The 22400-nt window shown below is 50.6% G+C and carries 25 protein-coding genes; 14 read left to right on the plus strand and 11 right to left on the minus strand.

The window, feature by feature from the left end; all coding sequences use genetic code 11:
- The 6 genes from rplM (at position 1) to ACXAFI_RS03960 (ending at position 5091) form a co-directional block, all read left to right on the plus strand.
- Positions 1-429: a 50S ribosomal protein L13 gene (gene rplM / locus ACXAFI_RS03935; protein WP_475107763.1), complete on the plus strand. Its 429-nt coding sequence runs from the start codon at positions 1-3 to the stop codon at positions 427-429.
- A 15-nt stretch (positions 430-444) separates the two neighbouring features.
- Positions 445-837 carry a 30S ribosomal protein S9 gene (rpsI, locus tag ACXAFI_RS03940; RefSeq protein ID WP_152454551.1) on the plus strand — a complete coding sequence of 131 codons (393 nt, stop codon included), beginning with the start codon at positions 445-447 and terminating at the stop codon, positions 835-837.
- A 301-nt stretch (positions 838-1138) separates the two neighbouring features.
- Positions 1139-1738: a ubiquinol-cytochrome c reductase iron-sulfur subunit gene (petA, locus tag ACXAFI_RS03945; protein ID WP_475107764.1), complete on the plus strand. Its 600-nt coding sequence runs from the start codon at positions 1139-1141 to the stop codon at positions 1736-1738.
- Positions 1735-3936 (plus strand): ubiquinol-cytochrome c reductase, encoded by a 2202-nt coding sequence (locus ACXAFI_RS03950; protein ID WP_475107765.1) that lies wholly within the window; start codon positions 1735-1737, stop codon positions 3934-3936. The genes petA and ACXAFI_RS03950 overlap by 4 nt, the downstream gene beginning before the upstream one ends.
- A 107-nt stretch (positions 3937-4043) precedes the next feature.
- Positions 4044-4670, plus strand: coding sequence for a glutathione S-transferase N-terminal domain-containing protein (locus tag ACXAFI_RS03955; protein ID WP_152454548.1), 627 nt, complete (start codon positions 4044-4046; stop codon positions 4668-4670).
- A 25-nt stretch (positions 4671-4695) separates the two neighbouring features.
- On the plus strand, positions 4696-5091 hold the full coding sequence (locus ACXAFI_RS03960) for a ClpXP protease specificity-enhancing factor (protein WP_152456408.1): 396 nt from the start codon (positions 4696-4698) through the stop codon (positions 5089-5091).
- A 546-nt stretch (positions 5092-5637) separates the two neighbouring features.
- Here ACXAFI_RS03960 and ACXAFI_RS03965 read toward each other — a convergent pair.
- From ACXAFI_RS03965 to ACXAFI_RS03975, 3 genes are all read right to left on the minus strand, one after another.
- Complete coding sequence (locus ACXAFI_RS03965) at positions 5638-6450, minus strand: OmpA family protein (RefSeq protein WP_475107766.1); 813 nt, start codon at positions 6448-6450, stop codon at positions 5638-5640.
- A gap of 58 nt (positions 6451-6508) precedes the next feature.
- Complete coding sequence (locus tag ACXAFI_RS03970) at positions 6509-6868, minus strand: DUF4398 domain-containing protein (RefSeq protein WP_475107767.1); 360 nt, start codon at positions 6866-6868, stop codon at positions 6509-6511.
- Between the two features lie 82 nt (positions 6869-6950).
- Entirely contained in the window at positions 6951-7517 is a 567-nt protein-coding gene (locus tag ACXAFI_RS03975; protein ID WP_444919740.1) for an outer membrane beta-barrel protein, read from the minus strand.
- Between the two features lie 472 nt (positions 7518-7989).
- Between ACXAFI_RS03975 and ACXAFI_RS03980 the strand changes: the two genes are divergently transcribed.
- The 4 genes from ACXAFI_RS03980 to ACXAFI_RS03995 all read left to right on the plus strand — a co-directional run bounded on the left by ACXAFI_RS03980 (position 7990) and on the right by ACXAFI_RS03995 (position 10316).
- On the plus strand, positions 7990-8322 hold the full coding sequence (locus tag ACXAFI_RS03980; protein ID WP_475107768.1) for an ElaB/YgaM/YqjD family protein: 333 nt from the start codon (positions 7990-7992) through the stop codon (positions 8320-8322).
- A 3-nt stretch (positions 8323-8325) separates the two neighbouring features.
- Positions 8326-8760: a hypothetical protein gene (locus tag ACXAFI_RS03985; RefSeq protein WP_444919738.1), complete on the plus strand. Its 435-nt coding sequence runs from the start codon at positions 8326-8328 to the stop codon at positions 8758-8760.
- Entirely contained in the window at positions 8735-9040 is a 306-nt protein-coding gene (locus tag ACXAFI_RS03990; protein ID WP_475107769.1) for a hypothetical protein, read from the plus strand. Before ACXAFI_RS03985 ends, ACXAFI_RS03990 begins: the two co-directional genes overlap by 26 nt.
- 121 nt (positions 9041-9161) lie before the next feature.
- On the plus strand, positions 9162-10316 hold the full coding sequence (locus ACXAFI_RS03995) for an AI-2E family transporter (protein WP_475107770.1): 1155 nt from the start codon (positions 9162-9164) through the stop codon (positions 10314-10316).
- Here the strand turns inward: ACXAFI_RS03995 and ACXAFI_RS04000 are convergent.
- The 6 genes from ACXAFI_RS04000 to ACXAFI_RS04025 form a co-directional block, all read right to left on the minus strand.
- Positions 10294-12195 carry a response regulator gene (locus tag ACXAFI_RS04000; protein WP_475107771.1) on the minus strand — a complete coding sequence of 634 codons (1902 nt, stop codon included), beginning with the start codon at positions 12193-12195 and terminating at the stop codon, positions 10294-10296. The genes ACXAFI_RS03995 and ACXAFI_RS04000 overlap by 23 nt on opposite strands.
- A 52-nt stretch (positions 12196-12247) precedes the next feature.
- Positions 12248-12709 carry a response regulator gene (locus ACXAFI_RS04005; RefSeq protein WP_475107772.1) on the minus strand — a complete coding sequence of 154 codons (462 nt, stop codon included), beginning with the start codon at positions 12707-12709 and terminating at the stop codon, positions 12248-12250.
- Positions 12710-12720: 11 nt separating this feature from the next.
- Positions 12721-14289 carry a sensor histidine kinase gene (locus ACXAFI_RS04010; RefSeq protein ID WP_475107773.1) on the minus strand — a complete coding sequence of 523 codons (1569 nt, stop codon included), beginning with the start codon at positions 14287-14289 and terminating at the stop codon, positions 12721-12723.
- Entirely contained in the window at positions 14282-14473 is a 192-nt protein-coding gene (locus tag ACXAFI_RS04015) for a hypothetical protein (RefSeq protein WP_475107774.1), read from the minus strand. Before ACXAFI_RS04015 ends, ACXAFI_RS04010 begins: the two co-directional genes overlap by 8 nt.
- Complete coding sequence (locus ACXAFI_RS04020) at positions 14470-15822, minus strand: sigma-54-dependent transcriptional regulator (protein ID WP_475107775.1); 1353 nt, start codon at positions 15820-15822, stop codon at positions 14470-14472. The genes ACXAFI_RS04015 and ACXAFI_RS04020 overlap by 4 nt, the downstream gene beginning before the upstream one ends.
- A gap of 351 nt (positions 15823-16173) precedes the next feature.
- The gene (locus tag ACXAFI_RS04025) at positions 16174-16365 is read right to left on the minus strand and encodes a lipoprotein (RefSeq protein ID WP_444919730.1); all 192 of its coding nucleotides are present in this window, start codon (positions 16363-16365) and stop codon (positions 16174-16176) included.
- A gap of 421 nt (positions 16366-16786) precedes the next feature.
- Here ACXAFI_RS04025 and ACXAFI_RS04030 point away from each other — a divergent pair, with 421 nt between their 5' ends.
- From ACXAFI_RS04030 to ACXAFI_RS04040, 3 genes are all read left to right on the plus strand, one after another.
- On the plus strand, positions 16787-16966 hold the full coding sequence (locus ACXAFI_RS04030) for a DUF1328 domain-containing protein (protein ID WP_475107776.1): 180 nt from the start codon (positions 16787-16789) through the stop codon (positions 16964-16966).
- Positions 16967-17002: 36 nt separating this feature from the next.
- Entirely contained in the window at positions 17003-17191 is a 189-nt protein-coding gene (locus ACXAFI_RS04035; protein ID WP_152454533.1) for a PLDc N-terminal domain-containing protein, read from the plus strand.
- Between the two features lie 665 nt (positions 17192-17856).
- Positions 17857-18480 (plus strand): Yip1 family protein, encoded by a 624-nt coding sequence (locus ACXAFI_RS04040; RefSeq protein WP_152454532.1) that lies wholly within the window; start codon positions 17857-17859, stop codon positions 18478-18480.
- 19 nt (positions 18481-18499) lie between these two features.
- Here the strand turns inward: ACXAFI_RS04040 and ACXAFI_RS04045 are convergent, their stop codons facing one another.
- On the minus strand, positions 18500-20407 hold the full coding sequence (locus ACXAFI_RS04045; RefSeq protein WP_475107777.1) for a M48 family metallopeptidase: 1908 nt from the start codon (positions 20405-20407) through the stop codon (positions 18500-18502).
- 3 nt (positions 20408-20410) lie between these two features.
- Positions 20411-21007: a LemA family protein gene (locus ACXAFI_RS04050; protein WP_475107778.1), complete on the minus strand. Its 597-nt coding sequence runs from the start codon at positions 21005-21007 to the stop codon at positions 20411-20413.
- Between the two features lie 179 nt (positions 21008-21186).
- Here ACXAFI_RS04050 and ACXAFI_RS04055 point away from each other — a divergent pair, with 179 nt between their 5' ends.
- Positions 21187-22377 carry a thiolase family protein gene (locus tag ACXAFI_RS04055; protein ID WP_475107779.1) on the plus strand — a complete coding sequence of 397 codons (1191 nt, stop codon included), beginning with the start codon at positions 21187-21189 and terminating at the stop codon, positions 22375-22377.
- Positions 22378-22400: the final 23 nt, after the last annotated feature.

A 22400-nucleotide genomic window follows, 5' to 3' on the forward strand; every position in this document is an offset into this window, starting at 1 on the left:
ATGAAGACATACAGTGCCAAGCCAGAAGCGGTAAAACGCGACTGGTACATTGTTGACGCTGCGGACAAGACCCTCGGCCGTATTTCCGCCGAGATCGCCCACCGCCTGCGCGGCAAGCACAAGCCTGAATACACGCCCCACGTGGACACTGGCGATTACATCATTGTGATCAATGCCGAGAAGGTTCGCGTGACCGGCAACAAGGCCAAAGACAAGATCTACCACAGCCACTCCGGCTATCCCGGTGGTCTCAAGTCCATCAGCTTCGAAAAGCTGATCGAAAAAGCGCCCGAGCGCACCATTCAAAGCGCCGTTAAAGGCATGCTGCCGAAAGGTCCTCTGGGTCGCGCCATGTTCAAGAAGCTGAAAGTATACGGCGGTAGTGAACATCCTCACACGGCGCAACAGCCGATTGAACTGGCGATCTAAACGGGAAGAAATCTGATGGCAACTACTCAATACTACGGTACCGGCCGCCGCAAGACCTCCACTGCTCGTGTATTCATCGTACCCGGTGAAGGCAAGATCAGCGTAAATGGTCGCAGCCTGGACGAATACTTTGGCCGCCAGGTGGCTCGCATGATCGTGCGTCAGCCGCTGGAAAAGGTCGACATGGTCGAGAAATTCGACATCATCGCAACTGTTAAAGGTGGTGGTTCCTTCGGTCAGGCGGGTGCAATCCGTCACGGCCTGACCCGCGCCCTGATGCAGTACGATGAGGAGCTGCGTCAACCGCTGCGCGCCGCTGGTTTTGTTACCCGCGACGCCCGTGAAGTTGAACGTAAGAAAGTGGGTCTGCGCAAAGCGCGTAAGAAGCCGCAATTCTCCAAGCGTTAAGCTTTCTTTTTGGCCCGGCAACTGCCGGGCTTTTTTCTATCCGGTAGTTGTGATTTGGAATTTCCAACCGGGAATTGTTCAATTTCTCGCAATTTCACCGCGCAATTCCAGACGTTCCCCAGGTCTTTGCCTTGTATCAAAATGGCATTTTCTTTAACATTGCGCGGATTTGTATCCGCTTGATTTGTGGGGTTTATTCGCGCGGGCAATCTGCCGGAGCGGGACTTCTTTCAAGACTTTTTGGGTTTGGGCCAGCGCATTTCCGGCTTGTCTGGGATCGCTGTGATGGGAGAACTACGTCATGAGTGATGACGGTGTAAATGTAGGACGGCGCCGTTTCTTAACCGCTGCTACCTCTGTAGTTGGTGGTGCGGGTGCGGTTGGGGTGGCCGTACCTTTCGTCGCTTCCTGGAAGCCGAGTGCCAAGGCGAAAGCTGCGGGTGCTCCGGTTAAGTACAACATTAGCAAAATTGAGCCGGGCCAGATGGTCACCGTTGAGTGGCGTGGCAAGCCGGTATATGTGGTCCGTCGTACCGACGAGATTTTGCAAGACCTGGAAAAGGTGGAACCGCTATTGCGGGACCCCAATTCCGAGGAGTCTATCCAGCCGGCTTATGTAAACCCGGAAAACCGCTCTATCAAGCCGAAGCTGTTGGTTCTGGTTGGCCTGTGTACCCACCTGGGCTGTGCGCCGATGTACCGCCCTGAAGTCGGTGCTGCCGACCTGGGTGGTGACGACTGGATGGGGGGCTTCTTCTGTCCCTGTCACGGTTCCAAGTACGATATGGCTGGCCGTGTATACGCTGGTGTTCCGGCGCCTACCAATCTGGAGGTTCCGCCTTATTCCTATGAGAGCGATGCTGTAATCGTGATTGGTGTAGACCAGGAGGGCGCTGCATGAAATGGCTAGCAAATTTCGGTGACTGGGTTGATCAGCGTCTGCCGATCTACCAAGCCTGGGATAAGCATATGGGCAAGTACTACGCGCCCAAAAACTTTAACCTCTGGTACTTCTTCGGCGTATTCTCCCTGCTGGTACTGGTCAACCAGCTGCTGACCGGTATCTGGCTGGTTATGAGCTATACACCTTCTGCGGAAGATGCCTTTGCCTCCGTGGAATACATCATGCGCGATGTGGAGTGGGGTTGGTTGATCCGATACCTCCACTCGACGGGTGCGTCTGCCTTCTTCGTGGTGGTGTATCTACATATGTTCCGCGGTCTGATGTACGGCTCTTATAAGCCGCCCCGCGAGCTGGTGTGGATCTTCGGTATGTGTATCTACCTGGTGCTGATGGCGGAAGCCTTTATGGGCTACGTACTGCCCTGGGGCCAGATGTCCTACTGGGGAGCCCAGGTGATCGTATCCCTGTTTGGCGCTATTCCCGGTATCGGTGACACCCTGGTGGAGTGGATTCGTGGTGACTACCTGATTTCCGGTATTACTCTGACCCGCTTCTTCTCCCTGCACGTCATTGCCCTGCCTCTGGTACTGGTATTGTTGGTGGTATTGCACATTCTTGCGCTGCACGAAGTGGGCTCCAATAACCCAGACGGTATCGAGATCAAGAAGAACAAGGACGAGAACGGTATCCCCAAAGACGGTGTGCCTTTCCATCCCTATTACTCTGTTCACGACCTGGTTGGTATTGCGGTATTCCTGTTTATCTTCGCAACCGTGGTGTTCTTCTTCCCCGAGATGGGCGGCTTCTTCCTGGAGTACGCTAACTTCGAAGAGGCAAACCCGCTGAAGACACCGCCGCACATCGCCCCGGTTTGGTACTTCACACCTTTCTATGCTGTGTTGCGCGCAGTAACTATGGATATTGGTCCTCTGCCGGCTAAATTCCTCGGTACTGTTGCTATGGGCGCGGCGATTGCTGTGCTGTTTGTATTGCCCTGGCTGGATAAGAGCCCGGTGCGTTCCATCCGCTACAAAGGCTGGTTGCCCAAGGCATTGCTGCTGGTGTTCGCTGCGGTATTTATTATCCTCGGTTATCTTGGTGTTAAATCTCCGACCCCTGAACGCAACTTCCTGTCTCAGGTGGCGACTCTGTTCTACTTCGCCTTCTTCCTGACCATGCCGGTCTGGACGAATCCGAAGAGCAAAAAAGGCATTGGTTCCTGGGTTGTAAGCATCGGCTTCGGTGTACTGTTCCTGTGGATGGCCGTTGCCAACCTCTCTGTGAATACCTTCATGGCTGTGGTAACCCTTCTGCTGGCGGGCTTCTTTGCCGCTCTGCCGTGGATTACTAACCGCGATGACGTATATCCGGAGCCTGAGCGTGTAACCAGCCCGTCTGGTGCGAAGACTTTCGGTATCCTGTTTATTGGTATCGTGGTTGTCGGACTACTGACCCTTATCCCGATTAAGGCGGTTGGTGCCGAGTCCAGCGTTGAGCTGGACCACATCGATATCGACCTGCAGGACAAGCCGTCCCTGCAGCGCGGTGCCAAGTACTTCGTCAACTACTGCATGGGCTGTCACAGTGCCAACTACTCCCGTTGGGAGCGCGTTGCCACCGATCTGGATATCCCTAATGAGCTGATGATGCAGAATCTGGTTCTGGGCAACGACAAGATCGGTAACCTGATGGAGATCTCCATGCGCCCAGACGACTCCAAAGTATGGTTCGGCGCCACGCCGCCGGACCTGACGCTGGTGGCTCGTTCCCGCTCCCCGGAATGGCTCTACACTTATCTCCGCAGTTTCTACAAGGATGACAGTCGGGCTACCGGTGTGAACAACCTGGTATTCCCCAGTGTCGCTATGCCCCATGTTTTGATGGAGCTGCAGGGTTTGCCGGAGTGTGCTCCCGGCCCTAAGCGCGACCACGGTAAGATTGTGCGCGATGAGCTGGGCAACCCCATTATGGATGCGGATTGTGGCAGCCTGAAAGTGGGCAGCGTGAAGGGCTCCATGAATCCTGAAGAGTTCGACCAAGCTATGTATGACTTGGTTAACTTTATGGAGTACATTGCCGAGCCTATGGCTGAAGATCGCAAGCGCATTGGTTTCTACGTGCTGGCGTTTATTTTTGTATTCTTTATCTTCGCTTGGCTGTTGAACCGCGAGTACTGGAAAGACATACACCACTAAGTTTCGCCGGTTTCTCTTTGATGGGTGGTGGAGTTGCTCCGCCACCCTTTTATATTTTGAATAAAAGGTTGGCGCCTGCCGACCGACTAGTTTGAGGTAGATTGAACATGGGTGTGCCTACCAACAAGCGCTCCTCAATGACCTTCTTTTCCGATGGTCGCAGCCACTACAGCCACCGTGTGCGCATTGTGCTTGCAGAAAAGGGAGTTTCCGTCGATATCATTGATGTCGATCCCGATGATAAACCAGCCGAGCTCGCTGACCTCAACCCTTACAATTCGTTGCCGACCCTGGTAGACCGCGATTTGGTGTTGTTTGAAACCAAGGTAATGATGGAATACCTGGACGAGCGTTTCCCACACCCGCCGCTACTGCCGGTTTACCCGGTTGCCCGCGCTCAGAGCCGCCAGATCATGCACCGCATTGAGCGCGACTGGTGTCCGTTAGTGGATAAGATTCTGGCCGGTGGGAAGGATGCAGCTTCCGCCCGGAAGGAACTGCGCGATAGTTTCGTGGGCATCGCGCCGATGTTTACCGAGTTGCCGTACTTCTTTAATGAAGAGTTCTCCCTGGTAGATTGCTGCATGGCCCCCCTGTTGTGGCGTCTCGAACAATTTGAAATCAGCCTGCCCAAAACCAAGCAGGTTAAGCCACTGCTGGATTATATGGATCGCCTGTTCGCTCGCGAGGCTTTCCAGCAGAGCCTGACCGAGTACGAACGGGAAATGCGTTGAGGATACTTCTGTGAGTAAGCCGGCTATGACATCCAATCGCCCCTATATTTTGCGGGCATTCTATGAGTGGATAACCGATAACCGGTGCACTCCCTATATCCTGGTGGATACCCACCTGTCTGGTGTCCTAGTGCCCCAGCAGCATGTCAACGATGACGGACAGATAGTACTGAATGTCTCGGAGAGCGCTGTGGTTGGCCTGACGATGGATAACTATGCCATCAGGTTCAATGCGCGCTTTGGCGGCGTGCCCACCGATATACAGGTCCCCGTGGGGGCGGTTATTGGTATCTATGCCCGCGAAAATGGACAGGGTATGGTATTTGAGCCTGAGGAAACTCCAGAGCCACCAGAGCCGACACCACCCACCAGTTTGGGTAAGAAATCGGTGAAAAAGCCCGCCCTGCGGGTAGTGAAGTAAGTTCACTAAAGAAAGGAGGCATCTTGCCTCCTTTCTTTTTTGGCTTTTTTCCTGGCTTTCTTTTTATCCATTCCAAATTTTTATCAGTCCTCCCTATTTTATTTGCCTCTCTTTGCCAGATCTTTGTAAGGGGTGAGCCAAATGCTCAAGTTGTTACAGGCCTTAGAGAGATCTTTAGGTTTTTCCAGCTGAATGGGACTCACAGTTTTTTCTTACTTATTTTGGACTTTATTTTTTACATAATTAGCAATTCCACCGGATCAAAAGGGAGGGGTACACTGCTCCAGAGACGCACTCTGAATCTTTCCTGTAAGCTTCTAGCCTCGTGCGGTAATTCTTAGATTCCACTCTTTTGATGCGTGTTTTCTAAGAAAATTCCTGTTATATCAGCATTGACTCCCTGGGCCAAAATTCGACTTGATAAACATAGCCAACATTGATGGAATTTAGGGGCGGGAATAAAAAAGCCACGGATATTGGCGGTCCGTGGCAAAAGGGTCGAAGGATGGGCCTTCGAGGCTACCTTGGGGGAGGTAGCGGAGAGGATTAGTTCATGCGCGCAACGGTTGGGGATTCATAGGTTTCATTTTCACTGAGTAGTACGACCTCTACGCGTCGGTTGTGCTGTCGTCCTACAGCGGATTTGTTACTGGCGACCGGATTGGATTCTCCGTAGCCTTTAACCGTAATACGTTCGTTAGTCACGCCGGCCTTGACGAGGGCCTTTTGGATTGACTGTGCACGCTTAACAGATAAGCCGACATTATATTCTTCACTACCAAGGGAGTCGGTGTACCCTTCAATCACAACTCTGGTGTTTTCATGGGCGCTTAAGAAGTCAGCCACTTTTCTCACTGTGGGTTTGGCACCTGGCTGCAACTTGTGGTCATCGAAGGCGAAGAGTACATCGCCAAGAGTGAGGACGTTGCCTTCAGAGTTTTGCTTGCTGCCCATTTTTTCGAGCTCTTTCTTCAGCTCTTTCAGTTCCTGATTCTTTTGAGTGAGTTCAGAATTTTTACCCTGCAGCACAAGGCCGGCGCGTACCATGTCTGCGTTCTTGAATTGAGCTTCCATATCGGCAATATCGATTTCATGCTCAACCACGCCTAGCATTCTTTCGGCAAGATAGACCTGATGCGCCATACTTTTTTCATTGCCATCCTGCCACGCTGTCTTGGCCTCACTAACGCTTTTACCCGCAGCTCTGAGCGGTGTCGCCGCATGGCGATTGGCCATTTCATTGTTACTCATGAGCTGGTATTGATGTTCAACTTCGGCCAAAGGTTTTGGAATATCTGTGCTCGCACAGCCGCTTACTACTGCAGTGGCGAGGCCAAGAGAGATTAACGACTTATTCATGATCAAATCCTATCTGTTGAATGGCAAATAGCAGTGATATTTGCATGTATGGGCTAGATCAAGATCCCTGATCTATTTCACGTTTGAGCTGCAAGAGCGTGGCATTCAGCTCACGGAGTTTCAGCTTGGTTGTCTCAGAGCGCGCTTGGGCACTGGCTAGCTTGGCATCTGCTGTAGCCTTCTCTGCGAACATGCGTGCCTGATCAAATTGATGTTTATCGGCCGCACTCTGCGCACTGCCTAAATGTTCCTTCGCGGTAGCGAGGTGTTGAGCGGCGAATTTCTCACTTTTATCGGCCTCGGCCGTGGAGATATGTACTTTCGCCTCTGCAATCTCATTGCTGGGCATGGTTCCTGTGGCGCAGCCAGAAATTACTGCGACTAATGCCAGGCTGCCGAATAGTTTTGGTGACTTCATGTCTGTCTCCTTCTGTGATGAATTAGGTATTCACTGATAGAGGCACGTCCATGTACCTCTACAGTGAAGTGGATTTCCCGTTTTAAAAGGCGAACTGCAAGGAAGCGGAAGCAATATCAATTTGCGGCTCAATGTCATCATCCAGATCAAAGCGTTCATACTCTAAGCGCAGATCAAGATTTTCCATTACACCTACTTTTACCCCAGCTCCGTAGAACCAATCACCGCCGTCCAAGTCTTCAGAAACCCGGCCGATAACAGGTAGGTCAGATTTCACTTCAGCTTCCCAGGTAAACCAACCACCTTTTAGATACACAGAGACACGCTCATGAAGTGGTGCAGATAAAATTCCGGCAAAGGTAAAGCCATCAATTTCTGCGTTATTGTCGAAATCGTTGGCTTCATCAAAGTTCAGGTAACCAATTTCAGCACCGAGATACTCATTGATTTTCATCCCGCCGTAAATTTTGACTACTTCAGCATCTTCATCGAAATCGGTTTCTTCGTTATCCCACTTAATGGAGTATTGGCCGTAACCACCACCTACATAAAATTCAGACTTGGTGCGGTCAAAGCTTTCTTGTGCAACAGCTTGTCCGGCAAGTCCAGTAGTCAGTGTGATTGCAGCTAATAGTTTTCCATAGTTCATAACAATAATCCTCAGATGAAAATATTTGCACTACTTGTCGGTGTGTTCCCTGTAGGGCTAAACCGAAAAAAGTATTTTTGATTCTAAGCTGTGAAGCTTGATGTGATGGTTGCAACCGGTATGCCAACTTTTGTGGAGAGGGAGGTTAATTTTTTCTTGGTTGCCCTGAAACCCGCATGCTTATTGGGTTTCAGGTAAATTCAATTTGTGAAAAGCACTCAGGAAGGTGGATCCTTAGGCTTATTAAATAATTTGAACCCCCGTGGTAGTTGATTCACCTGTGTAAGATTTTCAAAATTATTATTTTCTTGTTTGTAAAAAGTGAAAACTTTCCACGCTATAACCTGCTTTTGTTAAATGATGCGTCTCTATGGTGGTTATAGAGAGGCTATAAAGAGCTTTGGGCGACAGAAATGGAGTTGGCATGCTACCTGCAAGTTCCTCAGCGAACTTTGCAAAATAGGTGATACACATGGCTACAGCAGCGAACTCAAAAAATGCGAATAAAAGTGTGAACGGTAAAGATGTTGCACGAGATGAAGCGCTTCTATCCGAAATGGCGAGAGAACGAGCTCACTCGGCGGTAGATAGTCTCTCTGATAGAGCGGCGGTAGCGGAGGAGAAGATTCGGGAAACCGCAGCAAGCTCCTCTGATTCTCTCGCGCAAAAACGGGACCAGTTCAAGCAGACGGCAAGCCAAACCCGTTCAGAAGTAGAGGGATTTGCGAAGAAAAATCCATGGGCAGCCGCAGGTATAGCGTTTGCTACTGGCGCGATTGTCAGCGCCTTAATTCGTCGTCGTTAAAATATGACGGACTTTAAAAACGCACAGCAATGCAGCTCTGGAGTAGAGGACTCTGTTGAGGTGTCTGACTGGCAGCGTCTGAGCGTAACGGCTCAGGCGCTGTTGTCAGCATTAGAGCAAGTGCTCAGAGGGCGTTTGGCATTAATTGGGGCTCAGTGGAGATTGAGTCTGGCGGCCGTCTCCCTTTCCCTGGTTACCCTCGTAAGCCTTGGTGCTGTTATTGCGCTCAGCTGGTTTGCTCTTTCCCTTAGTGCAGCCTATGCCATATGGCAATTACTGGGTCATTGGGCCTGGGGTTTGCCGGTTATTTTTTGTATGCAATTACTGGCAATAGTACTGTTGTGGCGCCAAAGCAGGCGTCTATTACGCCTGATTACTATTGATCTCAATGTTTTTGAAAGTGAGGCCCCCGATGCTGGATCTCCTACTGAAAAATGAAAAAGCAGCTGTCGAGGCAGCGAGGCTAACTGAAAAAAATGGCTTGATTAACACTAAGAAAGCTTTGTTTGGATTAAAAACTTGTTCGGAAAAAATTGCGGTGAAACCAATTAGCTTAGCGGCAATATGTAGCGCAGGTTTTGCTTCGGAGCGAGCATTTACCGGGTTAGGTAAGGAAAGGTTGAAAGTCCTATTTTCTGGGTTGAGCTACAGCATCCTGGTGGATTATGGCCTTCAGCTTTGGGATGAGTTTAACGAAGACGGGTCAGCTGCTTCTTGAAGAAACAAGTCATAAGAAGTTTATATAGGGTGACAGCTTTGAGGGGAGATCAGTAGACCTTGGTGAGAGATTATATGTTGGGGGCCTGTATATAGGTGGTTCAACGAGGATGGATATCTGAGTGAATGAACAAGATAGTATTAATCGAGAATCTATAGGATCTCCCAATATTTGTGCTGAAACTGGAGGTGGTCGACAGTTCAAAGTTCTTACCACCTGCATCGTTATATTAACGGCTCTGGCGGTCATAGCAGCCCTTTACCTGGGGCGAACAGTCCTTCTGCCATTCACTTTAGCGTGGATGAGCTCTCTTCTATTGTCCCCTATTGTCCGTTGGACATCGCAAAAAGGGATACCTAACCCTATCTCTGCAGGTGTTTTGGTTCTTATCGCTGTGTTTATGATATTTCTTGCAGGGCGTCTATTGGCTGAACCCGCTAGTGATTGGATAGAGCGGTGGCCACAAAAAACTGCTGAAGTTCGAGAAAAACTCAATATCGTACAAAAACCCCTGCTGGATTTACGTAAGGCAGGGGATGAAGTGGCGAAGCTGGGTAAGTCGGAAGATCAAAGCCATGTAACAGTATCGGTTGAAAAAGAAAGCTGGCTGAAAAGTGTTGTTACCGATGATATTCCAACTCTGTCCAGTCAAGCATTGATCATTATTGTTCTAACTTTTTTTCTGCTCTCCAGTCGCGGCAGTATTGCCCGGCATATTGGTCAGTTTGGTCGTGATTTTCAAGGGCGCCGGCATTTAATGAGTATTGCCACGCAGATTAGAAGACAAATATCAACCTATTTAAATACGATCGCGTTAGTCAATCTGGCGCAGGCGATTATTACATCATTCGTATTATGGATGTTGAATTTCCCAAACCCTTTATTATGGGGTTGTCTGGCAGGACTTTTGAATTTTGCTCCCTATGTCGGTCCACTAATAACGGTTTGCCTGCTAACAATCGTTGGATTGGTGTCCTATGAAACGCTATGGGCGGGGCTTTTAGCGCCAGCAGCCTTTATGGTGATTACGACGCTTGAGGGACATTTGATTACCCCCTCAATTGTTGGGCAAAGATTGAAACTCTCCCCAATCTCGGTCTTTATGGCCGTGGTCTTTTGGACTTGGATTTGGGGTGTTGGAGGGGCACTTATGGCTGCCCCAATTTTGGCATGCTTAAAAATCTTTCACGAAAACCTGTTTCCAGTTCCGATAAAAGAACAAATGGGAAAAGGATCGCAAAAAGTGTTGGCCATTATAGTTGGGCGAGCTTACTAAGGTCATAGGGTTTACTGAGAACGCCATCAAATCCAGACTCGGCAAGTTTGTCTGAGCTCGGGATTTCGCCGGTAGCGGCCAAGAGTCTACCGGTGTAGGCCATGTCTCGCATTCTTTTGGCCAGTGTGAAACCATCTATATCTGGGAGATTTATGTCCATTAAAATGAGACTTGGCTGGTAAGTTTCAAAGAGCTGCAGCGCAGATTCACCATCACCACAAGCTTTCGCTTCCCAGCCCAATGCCGAGAGCAGTTGCTGGGTTGCACTGCGCGCATCCTCATCGTCTTCAATAAGAATTAGCTTTTTGTCGACTGTTGAATCCGAGAGGTACTTCGCAAGAAGGTCAAATAATTGGTCTGGCTGCACAGGTTTACCCAGGTGTTCACTACAGCCCGCATCCAGACAGCGCTGCCGTTCGCCAAGCATTGTTTGTGCGGTGAGCGCAATAATGGGTATTTCAAATTCCAGTTTTCGTAATTCCTGGGTAGCGGTGAGGCCGTCCATCACCGGCATCTGAACATCCATCACGACCAAATCGAATGGCTTGTTATTATCGCGAGCCATCTGTAATAGGTTTATTGCTTCACGGCCATTCGCAGCCTGTTGAACCTTACAGCCGGCGCCTTCCAATAAGTGGGCGACCAGTTCGCGAATTTCTCTCAGGTCATCGACGACTAATACCTGACCGGATAAACAGGGTGATTCAAAGTGAATGGATGCTGTTGGCTGTTGAAGATCCCAGGTTTGGTAGTGATACTCTGTGGGATGTTTGCACTCTAGTGTGAGGGTGAAACAGCTGCCGGCCCCAATTTCACTTTGCAAGGATATTTCTCCTCCCAGCAGATGGGCTAACTGTTGACTAATAGCAAGCCCCAGGCCTGAACCCAGCTCTGAACGGTAACTTTCACCTTTGGCCTGAACAAATGGGGTGAATAGTTTTTTCTGTTCGCTTGGAGATATACCAATCCCGGTATCGATTACACGAAAGCTTAAACGGCAGCTGTCCTCTAAGCGGGTGGCAAAAATATCGAGACGCACCTCTCCTTCATCTGTGAATTTTACAGCGTTACTGAGAAAATTTAATAGAATTTGCCTCAGTCGCGTTGCATCGGTAATGATCTGGGAGGGGAGTTCTGTGAGGGCCTCTATGTGAAAGCGAATGCCTTTGTCTTCTGCCTTGATGGTGATTAATTGATAGAGTTCTGTTAGAAAGCTGGGAAGTGCCAGTTCGCTGGATTGTATTTCCAGTCGGCCCGCTTCTATTTTTGATAAATCGAGTACATCGTTTAATAAACTCAGCAGATGGTAGCCATTGCGCTTGATAATGCTCAGGTGATCTAGCTGTGGCTGCTCCGGTTGATTTTGTAGTAGGAGGTCGGTATAGCCCAATATAGAGGTTAAAGGTGTGCGCAATTCGTGGCTCAGATGGGCCAGAAATTCACTTTTTGACTTGTTCTCTGCTTCGGCTTTGAGTCGTTCCAAACGCTCCTGTTCCATATCCCGACGCGCCACTGCATAGCGGATAGCCCGGCTCAGTCGGGCCGCGGTGAGCTGGGACTTTACCAGATAGTCGACAGCGCCGGCTGATAGCGCCTCTGCATCGAGAGCGCTATCGTCGTGGCCGGTGAGCATAATAATTGGGGCATCGAATCCCTGTCGCTGGGCCTCTGCCAGAATCTGCAGGCCGGTAAATGCCCCCAAGGAGTAGTCGAGCAGGCATACATCGAAGTTGCTGGAACAAAAATGCTTGTGAGCCTCTTCTGGCGAGCGAGCCCACACAATCTGGTAGCCATCAGGATTAATGTCCTGCAGAAGATCCCGTGCAATAATAAAATCGTCTTCGTCATCTTCTACCAGCAGTAACCTGGTGACGCTCATCTCAACAACCTGCCTGACTGATTAATTTATTGGTACCCCGCGGGGAAGGATATTACTGGTAACTCCGTTGCTTACCAGGAAACTCAACGAATTCGACCCAGTAACGACCCAAAGAGCGCATCAAGTCTACCAATCCCTCGAAGGTGACCGGCTTTGATAAATAGGAAGCTGCACCAAGATCATAGGACTTGAGCATGTCTTCTTCGGCTTTAGAGGTTGTGAGAATCACCACCGGGATACGCCGAAAATCCGGGTCTGCTTTGATGGCCGCAAGCGCCTGGCGACCATCCATGCGCGGCATATTTAAATCCAGCAGGATAAGGTCGGGCAGAGATTCATTGGAAAGGTGTTCGTACTCGCCTTCCCGTTTTAAAAATGATAATAACTCAACGCCATCATTTACGATGGAGAGCTCGCTTTTAACGAGGCTTTCTTCGAGCGCTTCGCGAGTGAGTAGCTGATCGTCCTTGTCATCATCCGCGAGGACAATGTTGATGGATTTGGCTGCCTGCATAAATCATTCTCTTAAAGTTTAATGCTCTGATACGACTGCGAACCGGTATCGAGTAAGCGCGGTTCAGAATCATTATATTCTACTTGTACAGGGGGTGTTTCTGGTATTAATAGTTCGAAAGTTGTTCCCACCCCTGGTGTACTGCTAGCGTCAATTTCTCCGCAATGACGCTCCATGATTCTTCTGCAGATGGCGAGGCCTATGCCCGTCCCTTCGTATTCATTGCGACCATGCAGCCGTTGAAACGCTGAAAAAACTTTTTCAACGTATTGCTCATCAAAGCCAATACCATTGTCGCTTACGGTAATACGGTATCCTGGCACGGTGATATCTGCGTGAGAAATTTCCGCTTTCTCGCATTCAACCCGAATGATTGGGGTGTTATCCGGTTTTATAAATTTGAGCGCATTCCCGATTAGATTGAGGAATAGTTGAGACATCTGCATTGGGTCAGCTTGGATCATTGGCAGCGGCTGGACTTCAATCTGTGCGTTGGTCTCTTCCCTCTTAATTTGCAGGTCATCGAGCACTTCTTCGACGACCAAGTTAAGGTCTACTGCTTCAAAGGGGGTCGTCCTCGTAGAGGTACGTGAAAAGGCGAGGAGGTCCTCAATTAATTTAGACATACGCTTCGCAGCACTCTGCATACGCATGACATAGTCCTTCCCGTCACCGAGTTTTTCACTGTAACGATCAGTGAGTCGGTCGCCAAATGCTCGGATCTTGCGCAGGGGCTCCTGTAGATCGTGAGAGGCGACAAAGGCAAAATTTTGCAACTCACGGTTACTGCGGGTTAATTCCTGTGAATACAATTCCAGTTCCTGGGTACGTTCGGCAACCCGCTGCTCGAGTTGTTTTGCATATTCACTTTGCTGACGCATGGAGCGGCTGGTCAGCATGGCGATCACCAGAATCAAACCGATACCCAGGCAATTGGCGAACAGGACCGCGCGGGTAACTTCCTGGCGTCGCAGAGCGGAATCATCCATCAGCGACTGGATATGTTTAAATTCTTCTTCTTCGATAGTGGCGATGAGCTCAGAGAGCATCTCAAGGCTATCGTGGCTGGCTTCCATTGTCTGGGCCAAGCTTCTGGCTTCACGTGTATCCTGGGCGGTGTTTAGCTCTATCGTTTCTTGGTTGTCTTGAGCGTTGGGGCTATCAGCTGGGTTTGTGCTAGGGATATGCTGGGTTACCGCAGCACCAATTGCGCTGTAGTGGCGGTTAAGCAGCCGCTCGAGCTCTTCAAAACGAATGGCCTGTTCTGGAATTTCGGTTTCCTTGTTGCGCAACTTGGTGACGAGTTCCGAGGCGCGCGCAACCGCGTTCTCGTACTTTTCCAGATTTGAGGGCGTTTTATTTTGCTTGAATTCCCTTAATCGCAGCTCGGCAGTATGCACGGCAAAGTAAGTATCACTCGCCAACTGTAAGATGCTTTGAGTTTGCCCCGAGCGAGCTGCATTTTCCCCGAGTTCATTGAGATTGAGGTAAGTATGGTAGCTATTAGCAACAAATAAGAAGCAGAGCCCTAAGATAAGGGCTGTCCAGAAGTAGCGTAATTTGGAAGGTTTCTTATCCATTGTTGTGAGACTCGCTGTCGAGTACTTCGGCGCAGCCTTTGCAACCTTCGGTAACCTTTTCGAGGCTTGCCAGAATCTTTTCAGGGGGGGCTTGCTGGCTTAACTGCAATTTTGCCAGCTCCGCATTCATAGCAATATTGTTCATCAGGTTGCGAAGCTTGTGATGAATATTATTTTCGCTCATTGTCCATCCTGCTTGTACTGGTTAAGGCGGTTGTACAGGGTTTTCAAGCTAATACCGAGTAATTCTGCAGCCTGCTTTTTATTGCCATCGACTGCCTCCAAAGTGTTTGCAATTAATTGTTTTTCCATGGCTTCGATAGTGTTTCCCGCCTCTAGCTGGACGGGAGAGTCAGAAGCCTGGTTTTCTTCAGAATTTGTTGTCGTTGTGCTTGAGCGGCCAAAAGGTGATCCGAGTTGCGGCGGTAGCGTGAGTGTATTTTGGTTGCGGTCAGACAAAATAAATGCGCGGTGCAGTGCGTGGCGCAACTCGCGTACATTTCCCGGCCAGTCGTAACTGAGCAGCGCATCTAAAACGTGGTTATCGAGGGTGTAGCTGGTCCCGTATTCTTCATTCATCTGGTCGATAAATGACTGTGCCAGTAGCGGGATATCTTCTTTTCTATCACGCAACGGAGGGAGTTGCAGAGGAAAGACTGCCAGGCGGAAGTAGATATCCTCGCGCAGATGACCGCCATCGGCAATGTTTTCATTGCTGCGGTTGGTGGCGGAGACCACTCGGCAGGAGACTTCCAGCTCTGTGGTGCCCCCAAGCCGGGTTACCTTACCGGTCTCCAGTACCCTCAAAAGGTTCGGCTGCTGATCGATCGGCATCTCCGTCACTTCATCCAGAAAGAGGGTACCGTCATTGGCGCGTTCGAATAGCCCGGGTTTTCGCGCTACAGCGCCGGTAAAAGCGCCTTTTTCGTGACCAAATAGTTCGCTACCAATCAACTCCGCGGAAATAGCCCCACAGTTGGCGGCTACGAGTGGACCTTGCGCGGCGGAGGCATTGTGAATCGCCTGAGCGACGAGTTCCTTACCGGTGCCGCTCTCACCTTGGATCAACACATTAGCTTGTGTTTGCGCAACTTTTTCGATCATGTCGTACAGTGATTGCATGGCCGGGGATTCTCCAACCAAGACCCCGAAATGCCGTTTGTAGGTGCTGGGCGCTGTCGACTTTTTCCGGAGTAGTAACTCTTGTAACTGCTTGATCTCGATCGGCTTGACCAGGTAGGTCATATTGGGGCCGGCAAGGTGATCAACCATGGATCTGATGGCACTGTGACCGGTAACAAAGGCAATTTGGTCGGGTGTTCGGTCCAGGGCGAGAGAGTCCAGTACATCAAATCCGCTGCCTTCGGGCAGCATCAAATCAAGTAGTAAAGTGTGATAGCGATTGCGGGCGAGGTGGCTGCGGGCTTCACTTACGCTGTCGGCTACATCTACAGTAAACCCCATATTTTCAATTAGCGGGGAGACTGCGCTCGTAAAGTTTTCGTCGTCATCTACCAATAATACCCGTTGCAAGATCCCAGCTCCTCTCTAGTAGGGATTAAATAGACAACCTAGTTTGCGGTGATTGCGGAACTTGAAGCAACCAGTTTTCACAAAAAATTGTTATCTCAAAGGGTATTTCTTAATTGGGACGAATTTGCAAAACACAACCTTGGCGCTCAGAACTTTCTGAAAGCCTGCCTGTGGAGGGAGTTTAAATATGTGAAGTTGTGCTTTGCGATGGTTTTAAAACGCTTGTGCAGGGTTGAATTTTACAGCGATTCAAGGAGTGGAGCGTTTCAATTTAAAGAGCCATTTGCCGAGAACGATTTGAGGGGCGCCGGCATTGGAATCAGCCGGCGAGCGCCACTCTATTTTATTGGATTAGCAATCCTTATCCTTGCTGTTTACGCCCTCTTTCACGTCTTCGCAGGCATCCTCGATACTGTTGCCGATGTCCTCTGCGGTTTGATCAACAGACTCGCCAAATTCCTCAGCGCCACCTTCATCAATGTCACATGCAGTCAGGGTAAAAGCGGTGAACATGATCGAAAAAATTAAAATCAGCTTGTTCATCTTGTAAGTCCTCTTTCTCAGTAGATGTATTGCGATTAGTACGTAGAAAATTGTTCTGTGAAGCATTGATTTTCTAAGTTTCCAATAAGAGTTATTCAAGGAGTATGCCAACTTAAAAAAATGTAGCAATGCCGCGGGATTGGGCTTAGTAGAGTTGCAGTTAGTCTGTTTTACGGGAGAGTTTCTGTAAAAATTATCTAATAGGTGGGGCAAGATTTGTAATTGCTACAAAATTATTGGGAAATTTAACGATAATTTAAAGGAATTTGCTGGCACGGAGGTTGCAACCTATCAAGTGTGGTAGGAGGGACCGATTGGTTCTTCTCGCTGAAACTTAAGAAGGCTCGGTTCTCTCGGGCTTTGAGTAAGGCGCTATTCACAAAATTTCATGGTTTGATTTTGAAGAGGATAGAGGTCACCAATGCTCGTTTGGGCAAACATCTTTTTAGCGTTGTCAGTTGTCGCTGGGCTTTTCGGCCTTTCTGGCCCCACCGGTAGCGCTCTTGATCTAGCTAAGGTGCTGTTTGTGGTATTTGCGTTGCTATTTGTGGTTTCGTTGGTTGCACACCTTATAACGAAGCGAGAGCCTCCCACTCAATAATCAGTTAATGAGAGATTCTTTAAGAAGGAAGCAAGTATGGATATTCAAGTAGGTGGCATATTAGGTTTTTTGATACTGGTTGCCGATATTTGGGCAATTTTAAATATCGTACAGTCTGGAAGTGGTACGGGGACAAAGTTGATCTGGATATTACTTGTCCTGTTCTTGCCTGTAATAGGGTTGATACTGTGGTTTTTCCTCGGCCCTAAAAGCGCTACCGCTTAGCAGAGAAACTATATGATCAGTTTGGCACACGCTTATCGCTGTGCCGACTGATTTTCGCCTGTATCACAAGGCAGCTTACCTAGGAAGTTAGGAAAAAGGGCACCCAGCCCTCGAAAATGTATGAATATACATTTTCAGTCCGATCTTTAGCGGTGGGCTACTCTTCGCATCTGACTTACTTCGTATCTGACTCAAGGTAATTGTAGAAATTCTCAAGTGAACTTTCAGCCAGTTCTCCAAATCAATTCTGTAACGGTGCTTATTTGGGGGGATGTTTTCTCAACGATGCGTTATGAAGACTGTTGAACACTTATGTCTGGAAACACTTCTGTCTGGATAAGTGTGCCTATCTGATTGGTTGCATGATTGGTGAGTGCAATTTGACTTAGGGTGAGTGCAATTTGACTTAGAAAGCTTGTTAAATATTTCTGAGGTCATTGGCGATTGAGCTACTCCTTCTCTTTCAGTGGAGTATTGGAAAAATACTTACAGTCAGCCCTTCCCATTACACCTCTAAGTCAAATCGATAAGTAGAAAGCCAGGCCCTTTCGAAACTTGATATAAGTCAACCTAATGTAATAGTGGCGCTTAATTTCTTTTTTGCATTGGTTAATTCCGCGCCAGCCCCCGATACTGCAAAACAGGGTATTGAACGGAGAATAAGCGTGCGGTTACTCAGTCACACTATTGGTATTCTGACCAATCCAGAGAAAGAGTGGAAAGCCATACGGGCGGACCGCCATTCCTTTTTTCAAGTTTTTATGACCCATGTGCCATTTTTAGCGCTGATACCCACGGTAGCCGGTTATTTCGGTGTGACTCGGGTAGGGTTTGAGATCGGCGGGCACATGGCAAAATTGACTCCAGAGAGCGCGGCGGTTTTATCAATCGTTACCTATTTCGCTCTTCTGGTCGGTGTTTATTGTCTTGGGGAATTTATTAATTGGATGGCCAAGTCTTATGGGGTTGAAGGGGATGAACCCACGAGACACTACGAAGGGACTGCGCTTGCAGTCTTTATCACTACGCCGATATTTCTCGCCAGCATCGTCGTGCTTTTCCCGCACCCATGGTTGACCATGGCCGCGGTGGGTATCGCGGGTATGTACTCTATCTACCTGGTGTTTGCTGGTATTCCGATATTGATGAATATGAATAAAGAGCGGGCCTTTCTCTATGCCTGTGCGGTCTTGACCGTGGCTCTGGTAATGATGGTTACGGTGCTGATTGCCTCCGTTATTTTATGGAGTGTGGGCATTGGCCCAATTTATCAGCACCATATTCATTGAGGTGGATAATTATAGAGATTTACTGGCTAGTCACCTGGGGCACTAAGGGCGGCATGGGACAGTCCAAACTGTCGGCTACCGCTCGCAGTAATTCGATCTCTTCCGCCATGATAACGCCATTGTGGTTCAGGGTATGTACCATGGCTTTTAGCAAGGAGGGTTTCTGCAAAGGCTTCATTTGACTGGCTATCGCGATGGCTTTATCTAGGTGCTGCAGGCCGATATCTTTGCGGCCCGGCAGTGGAGTCACTTCCAGCTGTAAAAACTTGAGCCCCTGCTCGTAGGCGCGCTTTGCCGGTAGGTATTCGCTATTACCCGCATGGGCAATGGCCGCAATTAGGAAGCGAGCGGCATCTTTACTAGCCCCTTTCTTGTTGGAAAGACGCTGCCGATCGGGTGTCTCTTCCAAAGCATGCATCAATACCCGGTACAGGGCCCACTCCCAAATTTCAATCTTTCCATCACTGCGCAGCAACTTAATCAGGTTTCGCTTAAATACCTGATACTGCTGTGGGACCAGTGCTTTGAGTGCAGGCACGCAGAGATCCAATAGCGGCAGGCGCGCATTGTCGGGCAGGGCTTTTAGTTGCGGCGTCAGCTTCTGTAGTTCTCTCACTACCGCGGGGTGGGCGATTTTCTTCAGCAGCACCTCTTGGGCTTGCCGCTCGTTCTCATCCTTGTGCAACAGTAGGTGGTAAACCAAAGCGCGCGCGACAAAGGGATCGTGAGCGGCTTGCTGGATAGCGGAGGGGATGGATTCTAGTAGCTGACGGCCGTATTGCACTTGTTGCTCACTGGGGCAGGCAATACTGTTGTCTACCGCTTCCAGGGCCACTTGAAAGGGTGTGGGTTCTACGACACCTGCCACTGCCACCGGTGCAGGGTTCGCTTTTCTCAATTGAGATTGCGCGGTGGAACTGCTGTCGCTGGGGTAGTGGCCATTCCAACTGGGCTCTAGCCGCGCTATGCGTTCGGCCAGGGGAGGGTGGCTGGCGAACAAGTTGAAAAATGAGCGTTTTAGGCCGCTGGCAAAAAACATATGGCTGAATTCCGCCGCTCTGCCGCTGCTGAGGTTTGAGCCGGCGCTGTAGCCGCCAATTTTCTTGAGGGCGTTGGCAATGCCTGCGTTGTTGCGGGTGAACTGGACCGCAGAGGCATCTGCAAGATATTCCCGTTGGCGGCTCACAGCGGATTTGATCAGGTTGCCAAGTAATGTGCCCGCGTAGCCCACTGCCATCAGAGCTAGGCCCAAAGCAAACAGGGGTATACGGCCGCGGTTATTACTACTGTTGGGGTAGACACCGCGCACCAGCCAGTGCCCCAATAGGCCAATAATTAGGATGCCATTTAACAGGCCGACGATGCGGATGTTCAGGCGGGTGTCGCCATTGAGAATATGGCTGAATTCATGGGCCACCACGCCCTGCAGCTCGTCTCGGTTGAGCTGTTCAATGCAGCCACGGGTGAGACCGATCACCGCATCGTTGGGCTTGTAGCCGGCGGCGAAGGCGTTGATGGCTGGATCTTCAATCAGGTAAACATCCGGCACCGGGGTACCGGAGGCGATGGCCATCTCTTCCACTACATTCAGGGCGCGCTGTTCGGCAGGGCCCTGAGGGGCGATATTGAGTTTGCGCCCGCCCAGCGACTCCGCTACCGCTTTGCCGCCGGCTGCCAGCTGGTGCAGTTTGTATAGGCTACCCAGGGCCACGATAGCCACAATGGTGAGGGCTATATAGCCCACCGTCTGCCAGCCGAGCAGCTGCTCAATTGCCAATGGGGAAAAAGCCTGGCCGCGGGAATACGAAACCGTAGCGGCAGCCACCATGGTGGTCAATCCAACCAGCAGAATTAACGCCAATGCGAAGAGTCCGACCAACAAGCCGCTGTTGCGCCTGGCCTTATCCTGGTACTCGAAGAAGTTCATCGCTTAAAACTCGATTCGCGGTGCCACCTGGATGGCTTCGCTGTCGGCAAACTCCAGTAAGTGGCCGTCGGCGCGATGGCCAAAGAATCCCGCCAGTAGAACGGGGGGGAAGCTCTGTTTGTAGATGTTGTAATTGGTGACCGCGTCGTTAAAGGCCTGGCGGGCAAAGGCAACCTTATTTTCGGTGCTGCTCAGTTCCTCGTTGAGCTGCATCATATTCTGGTTGGCCTTGAGGTCTGGATAGGCTTCCATAACCGCATTGAAGCGGCCCAAAGCGCTGTTTAGGGCACTTTCAGCACGCCCGAGGTTGTCGATGGCGTTGGCGTTGGAAGGGCTGGCTGCCGCAGCTTTCAGGTCGCTAATGGCAGTGTTGCGTGCACTGACTACCGCTTCAAGGGTGTCCCTTTCATGCTTTAAATAGCCCCTGGCGGTTTCCACCAGGTTGGGGATCAGATCGTGGCGGCGTTTAAGCTGCACCTCAATCTGGGAGAAGGCATTTTCGTTGCGATTTTTTAGGGATACCAGCCGGTTGTAGATGCCGATTCCGTAGAACAATAGTGCGGCCAAAACAACCAGAACGACGATGCTTGAAATCTCCATAATTCCCTCGCCACTTTTTCTTGTGATTGGCGTCGATAGTAACATGCCCTCCGTGGCAATCGAGACGTATTGCCGTGGGGTTCTGGCGAAGCGGGGTATGGCTTCGGCTATAATGCCGCGACATTAAAAACAATTGCCGCCACGACAGGGATGGCGGCGCTGAACTGGGAGCAGACAGAATGAGCGATGTAACTTCAGATCCGGTAGTGATCGTTGGAATGGCGCGCACCCCAATGGGTGCCATGCAGGGGAGCCTGTCGGCCTTGAGCGCGCCGCAGCTGGGCGCCGCAGCCATTCGCGCGGCCCTGGAAGACGCCGGTGTATCCCCTGCCGATGTCGATGAAGTACTGATGGGCTGTGTGCTTCCGGCCGGTGTCGGGCAGGCGCCTGCCCGCCAGGCCTCCCTGGCGGCGGGTATTCCTGAGGGTACGCCCACCACCACAGTCAACAAGGTCTGCGGTTCCGGTATGAAGACCGTGATGATGGCCCGCGATGCATTGCTTCTGGGTGAGGGGAAAATCATCGTTGCCGGCGGTATGGAGAGCATGAGTAATGCCCCCTACCTGCTGCCCAAGGCCCGTTCCGGCATGCGCCTGGGACACGGTGAGGTCAAAGACTCTATGTTCCTCGACGGCCTGGAAAACGCGGCAGACGGCAAGTTGATGGGCACCTTCGCCGAGAGCACGGCCGAAAAATACGGTTTTACCCGCGAGGAGCAGGATGCTTTCGCGCTGGAATCCCTAGCCCGGGCCCAGGCGGCCATCGAGAGTGGCAGCTTCACTCGCGAGATCGCCCCGGTGACCATCGCTTCCCGTAAGGGCGAGGTACTAGTCGATACCGATGAAGCCCCCGGCAACGCCCGCCCAGATAAGATTCCCCAGCTGAAGCCGGCCTTCCGCAAGGATGGCACTGTCACCGCAGCCAACTCCAGCTCTATCTCCGACGGCGCCGCCGCCCTGGTGCTGATGCGCAAGAGCGAAGCGGAGAAGCGCGGTCTCAAAGTGTTGGCGGTGATCAAGGCTCAGGCTCAGTTTGCCCGCGAGCCCGAGTGGTTCACCATCGCTCCGGTGGGCGCGATGCACAAGCTGCTGGAAAACTCCGGTTGGTCCGTCAGCGATGTAGACCTGTTTGAAATCAATGAGGCCTTTGCTGTGGTGACTATGTCGGCTATGCGCGAGCTGGATCTGCCCTGGGAGAAGGTCAATGTGAATGGCGGCGCCTGCGCACTGGGGCATCCCCTGGGCGCGAGCGGTGCCCGCATCCTGACCACCCTGCTGGCGGCGATGGAAAAGCGCGATGTGAAAAAAGGGGTGGCGAGCCTCTGCATCGGTGGCGGTGAGGCCACAGCAGTAGCGATTGAGCGGGTATAAGTTCCGCGCGATAGTTAGAAATA

The organism is Microbulbifer sp. ABH2_005, from assembly GCF_056160005.1.

Coding starts and splice junctions, on each gene's coding strand:
- rplM (WP_475107763.1), top strand. CDS start 1: ATGAAGACATACAGTGCCAAGCCAGAAGCGGTAAAACGCGACTGGTAC.
- rpsI (WP_152454551.1), top strand. CDS start 445: ATGGCAACTACTCAATACTACGGTACCGGCCGCCGCAAGACCTCCACT.
- petA (WP_475107764.1), top strand. CDS start 1,139: ATGAGTGATGACGGTGTAAATGTAGGACGGCGCCGTTTCTTAACCGCT.
- ACXAFI_RS03950 (WP_475107765.1), top strand. CDS start 1,735: ATGAAATGGCTAGCAAATTTCGGTGACTGGGTTGATCAGCGTCTGCCG.
- ACXAFI_RS03955 (WP_152454548.1), top strand. CDS start 4,044: ATGGGTGTGCCTACCAACAAGCGCTCCTCAATGACCTTCTTTTCCGAT.
- ACXAFI_RS03960 (WP_152456408.1), top strand. CDS start 4,696: ATGACATCCAATCGCCCCTATATTTTGCGGGCATTCTATGAGTGGATA.
- ACXAFI_RS03965 (WP_475107766.1), bottom strand. CDS start 6,450: ATGAATAAGTCGTTAATCTCTCTTGGCCTCGCCACTGCAGTAGTAAGC.
- ACXAFI_RS03970 (WP_475107767.1), bottom strand. CDS start 6,868: ATGAAGTCACCAAAACTATTCGGCAGCCTGGCATTAGTCGCAGTAATT.
- ACXAFI_RS03975 (WP_444919740.1), bottom strand. CDS start 7,517: ATGAACTATGGAAAACTATTAGCTGCAATCACACTGACTACTGGACTT.
- ACXAFI_RS03980 (WP_475107768.1), top strand. CDS start 7,990: ATGGCTACAGCAGCGAACTCAAAAAATGCGAATAAAAGTGTGAACGGT.
- ACXAFI_RS03985 (WP_444919738.1), top strand. CDS start 8,326: ATGACGGACTTTAAAAACGCACAGCAATGCAGCTCTGGAGTAGAGGAC.
- ACXAFI_RS03990 (WP_475107769.1), top strand. CDS start 8,735: ATGCTGGATCTCCTACTGAAAAATGAAAAAGCAGCTGTCGAGGCAGCG.
- ACXAFI_RS04000 (WP_475107771.1), bottom strand. CDS start 12,195: ATGAGCGTCACCAGGTTACTGCTGGTAGAAGATGACGAAGACGATTTT.
- ACXAFI_RS04005 (WP_475107772.1), bottom strand. CDS start 12,709: ATGCAGGCAGCCAAATCCATCAACATTGTCCTCGCGGATGATGACAAG.
- ACXAFI_RS04010 (WP_475107773.1), bottom strand. CDS start 14,289: ATGGATAAGAAACCTTCCAAATTACGCTACTTCTGGACAGCCCTTATC.
- ACXAFI_RS04015 (WP_475107774.1), bottom strand. CDS start 14,473: ATGAGCGAAAATAATATTCATCACAAGCTTCGCAACCTGATGAACAAT.
- ACXAFI_RS04025 (WP_444919730.1), bottom strand. CDS start 16,365: ATGAACAAGCTGATTTTAATTTTTTCGATCATGTTCACCGCTTTTACC.
- ACXAFI_RS04030 (WP_475107776.1), top strand. CDS start 16,787: ATGCTCGTTTGGGCAAACATCTTTTTAGCGTTGTCAGTTGTCGCTGGG.
- ACXAFI_RS04035 (WP_152454533.1), top strand. CDS start 17,003: ATGGATATTCAAGTAGGTGGCATATTAGGTTTTTTGATACTGGTTGCC.
- ACXAFI_RS04045 (WP_475107777.1), bottom strand. CDS start 20,407: ATGAACTTCTTCGAGTACCAGGATAAGGCCAGGCGCAACAGCGGCTTG.
- ACXAFI_RS04050 (WP_475107778.1), bottom strand. CDS start 21,007: ATGGAGATTTCAAGCATCGTCGTTCTGGTTGTTTTGGCCGCACTATTG.
- ACXAFI_RS04055 (WP_475107779.1), top strand. CDS start 21,187: ATGAGCGATGTAACTTCAGATCCGGTAGTGATCGTTGGAATGGCGCGC.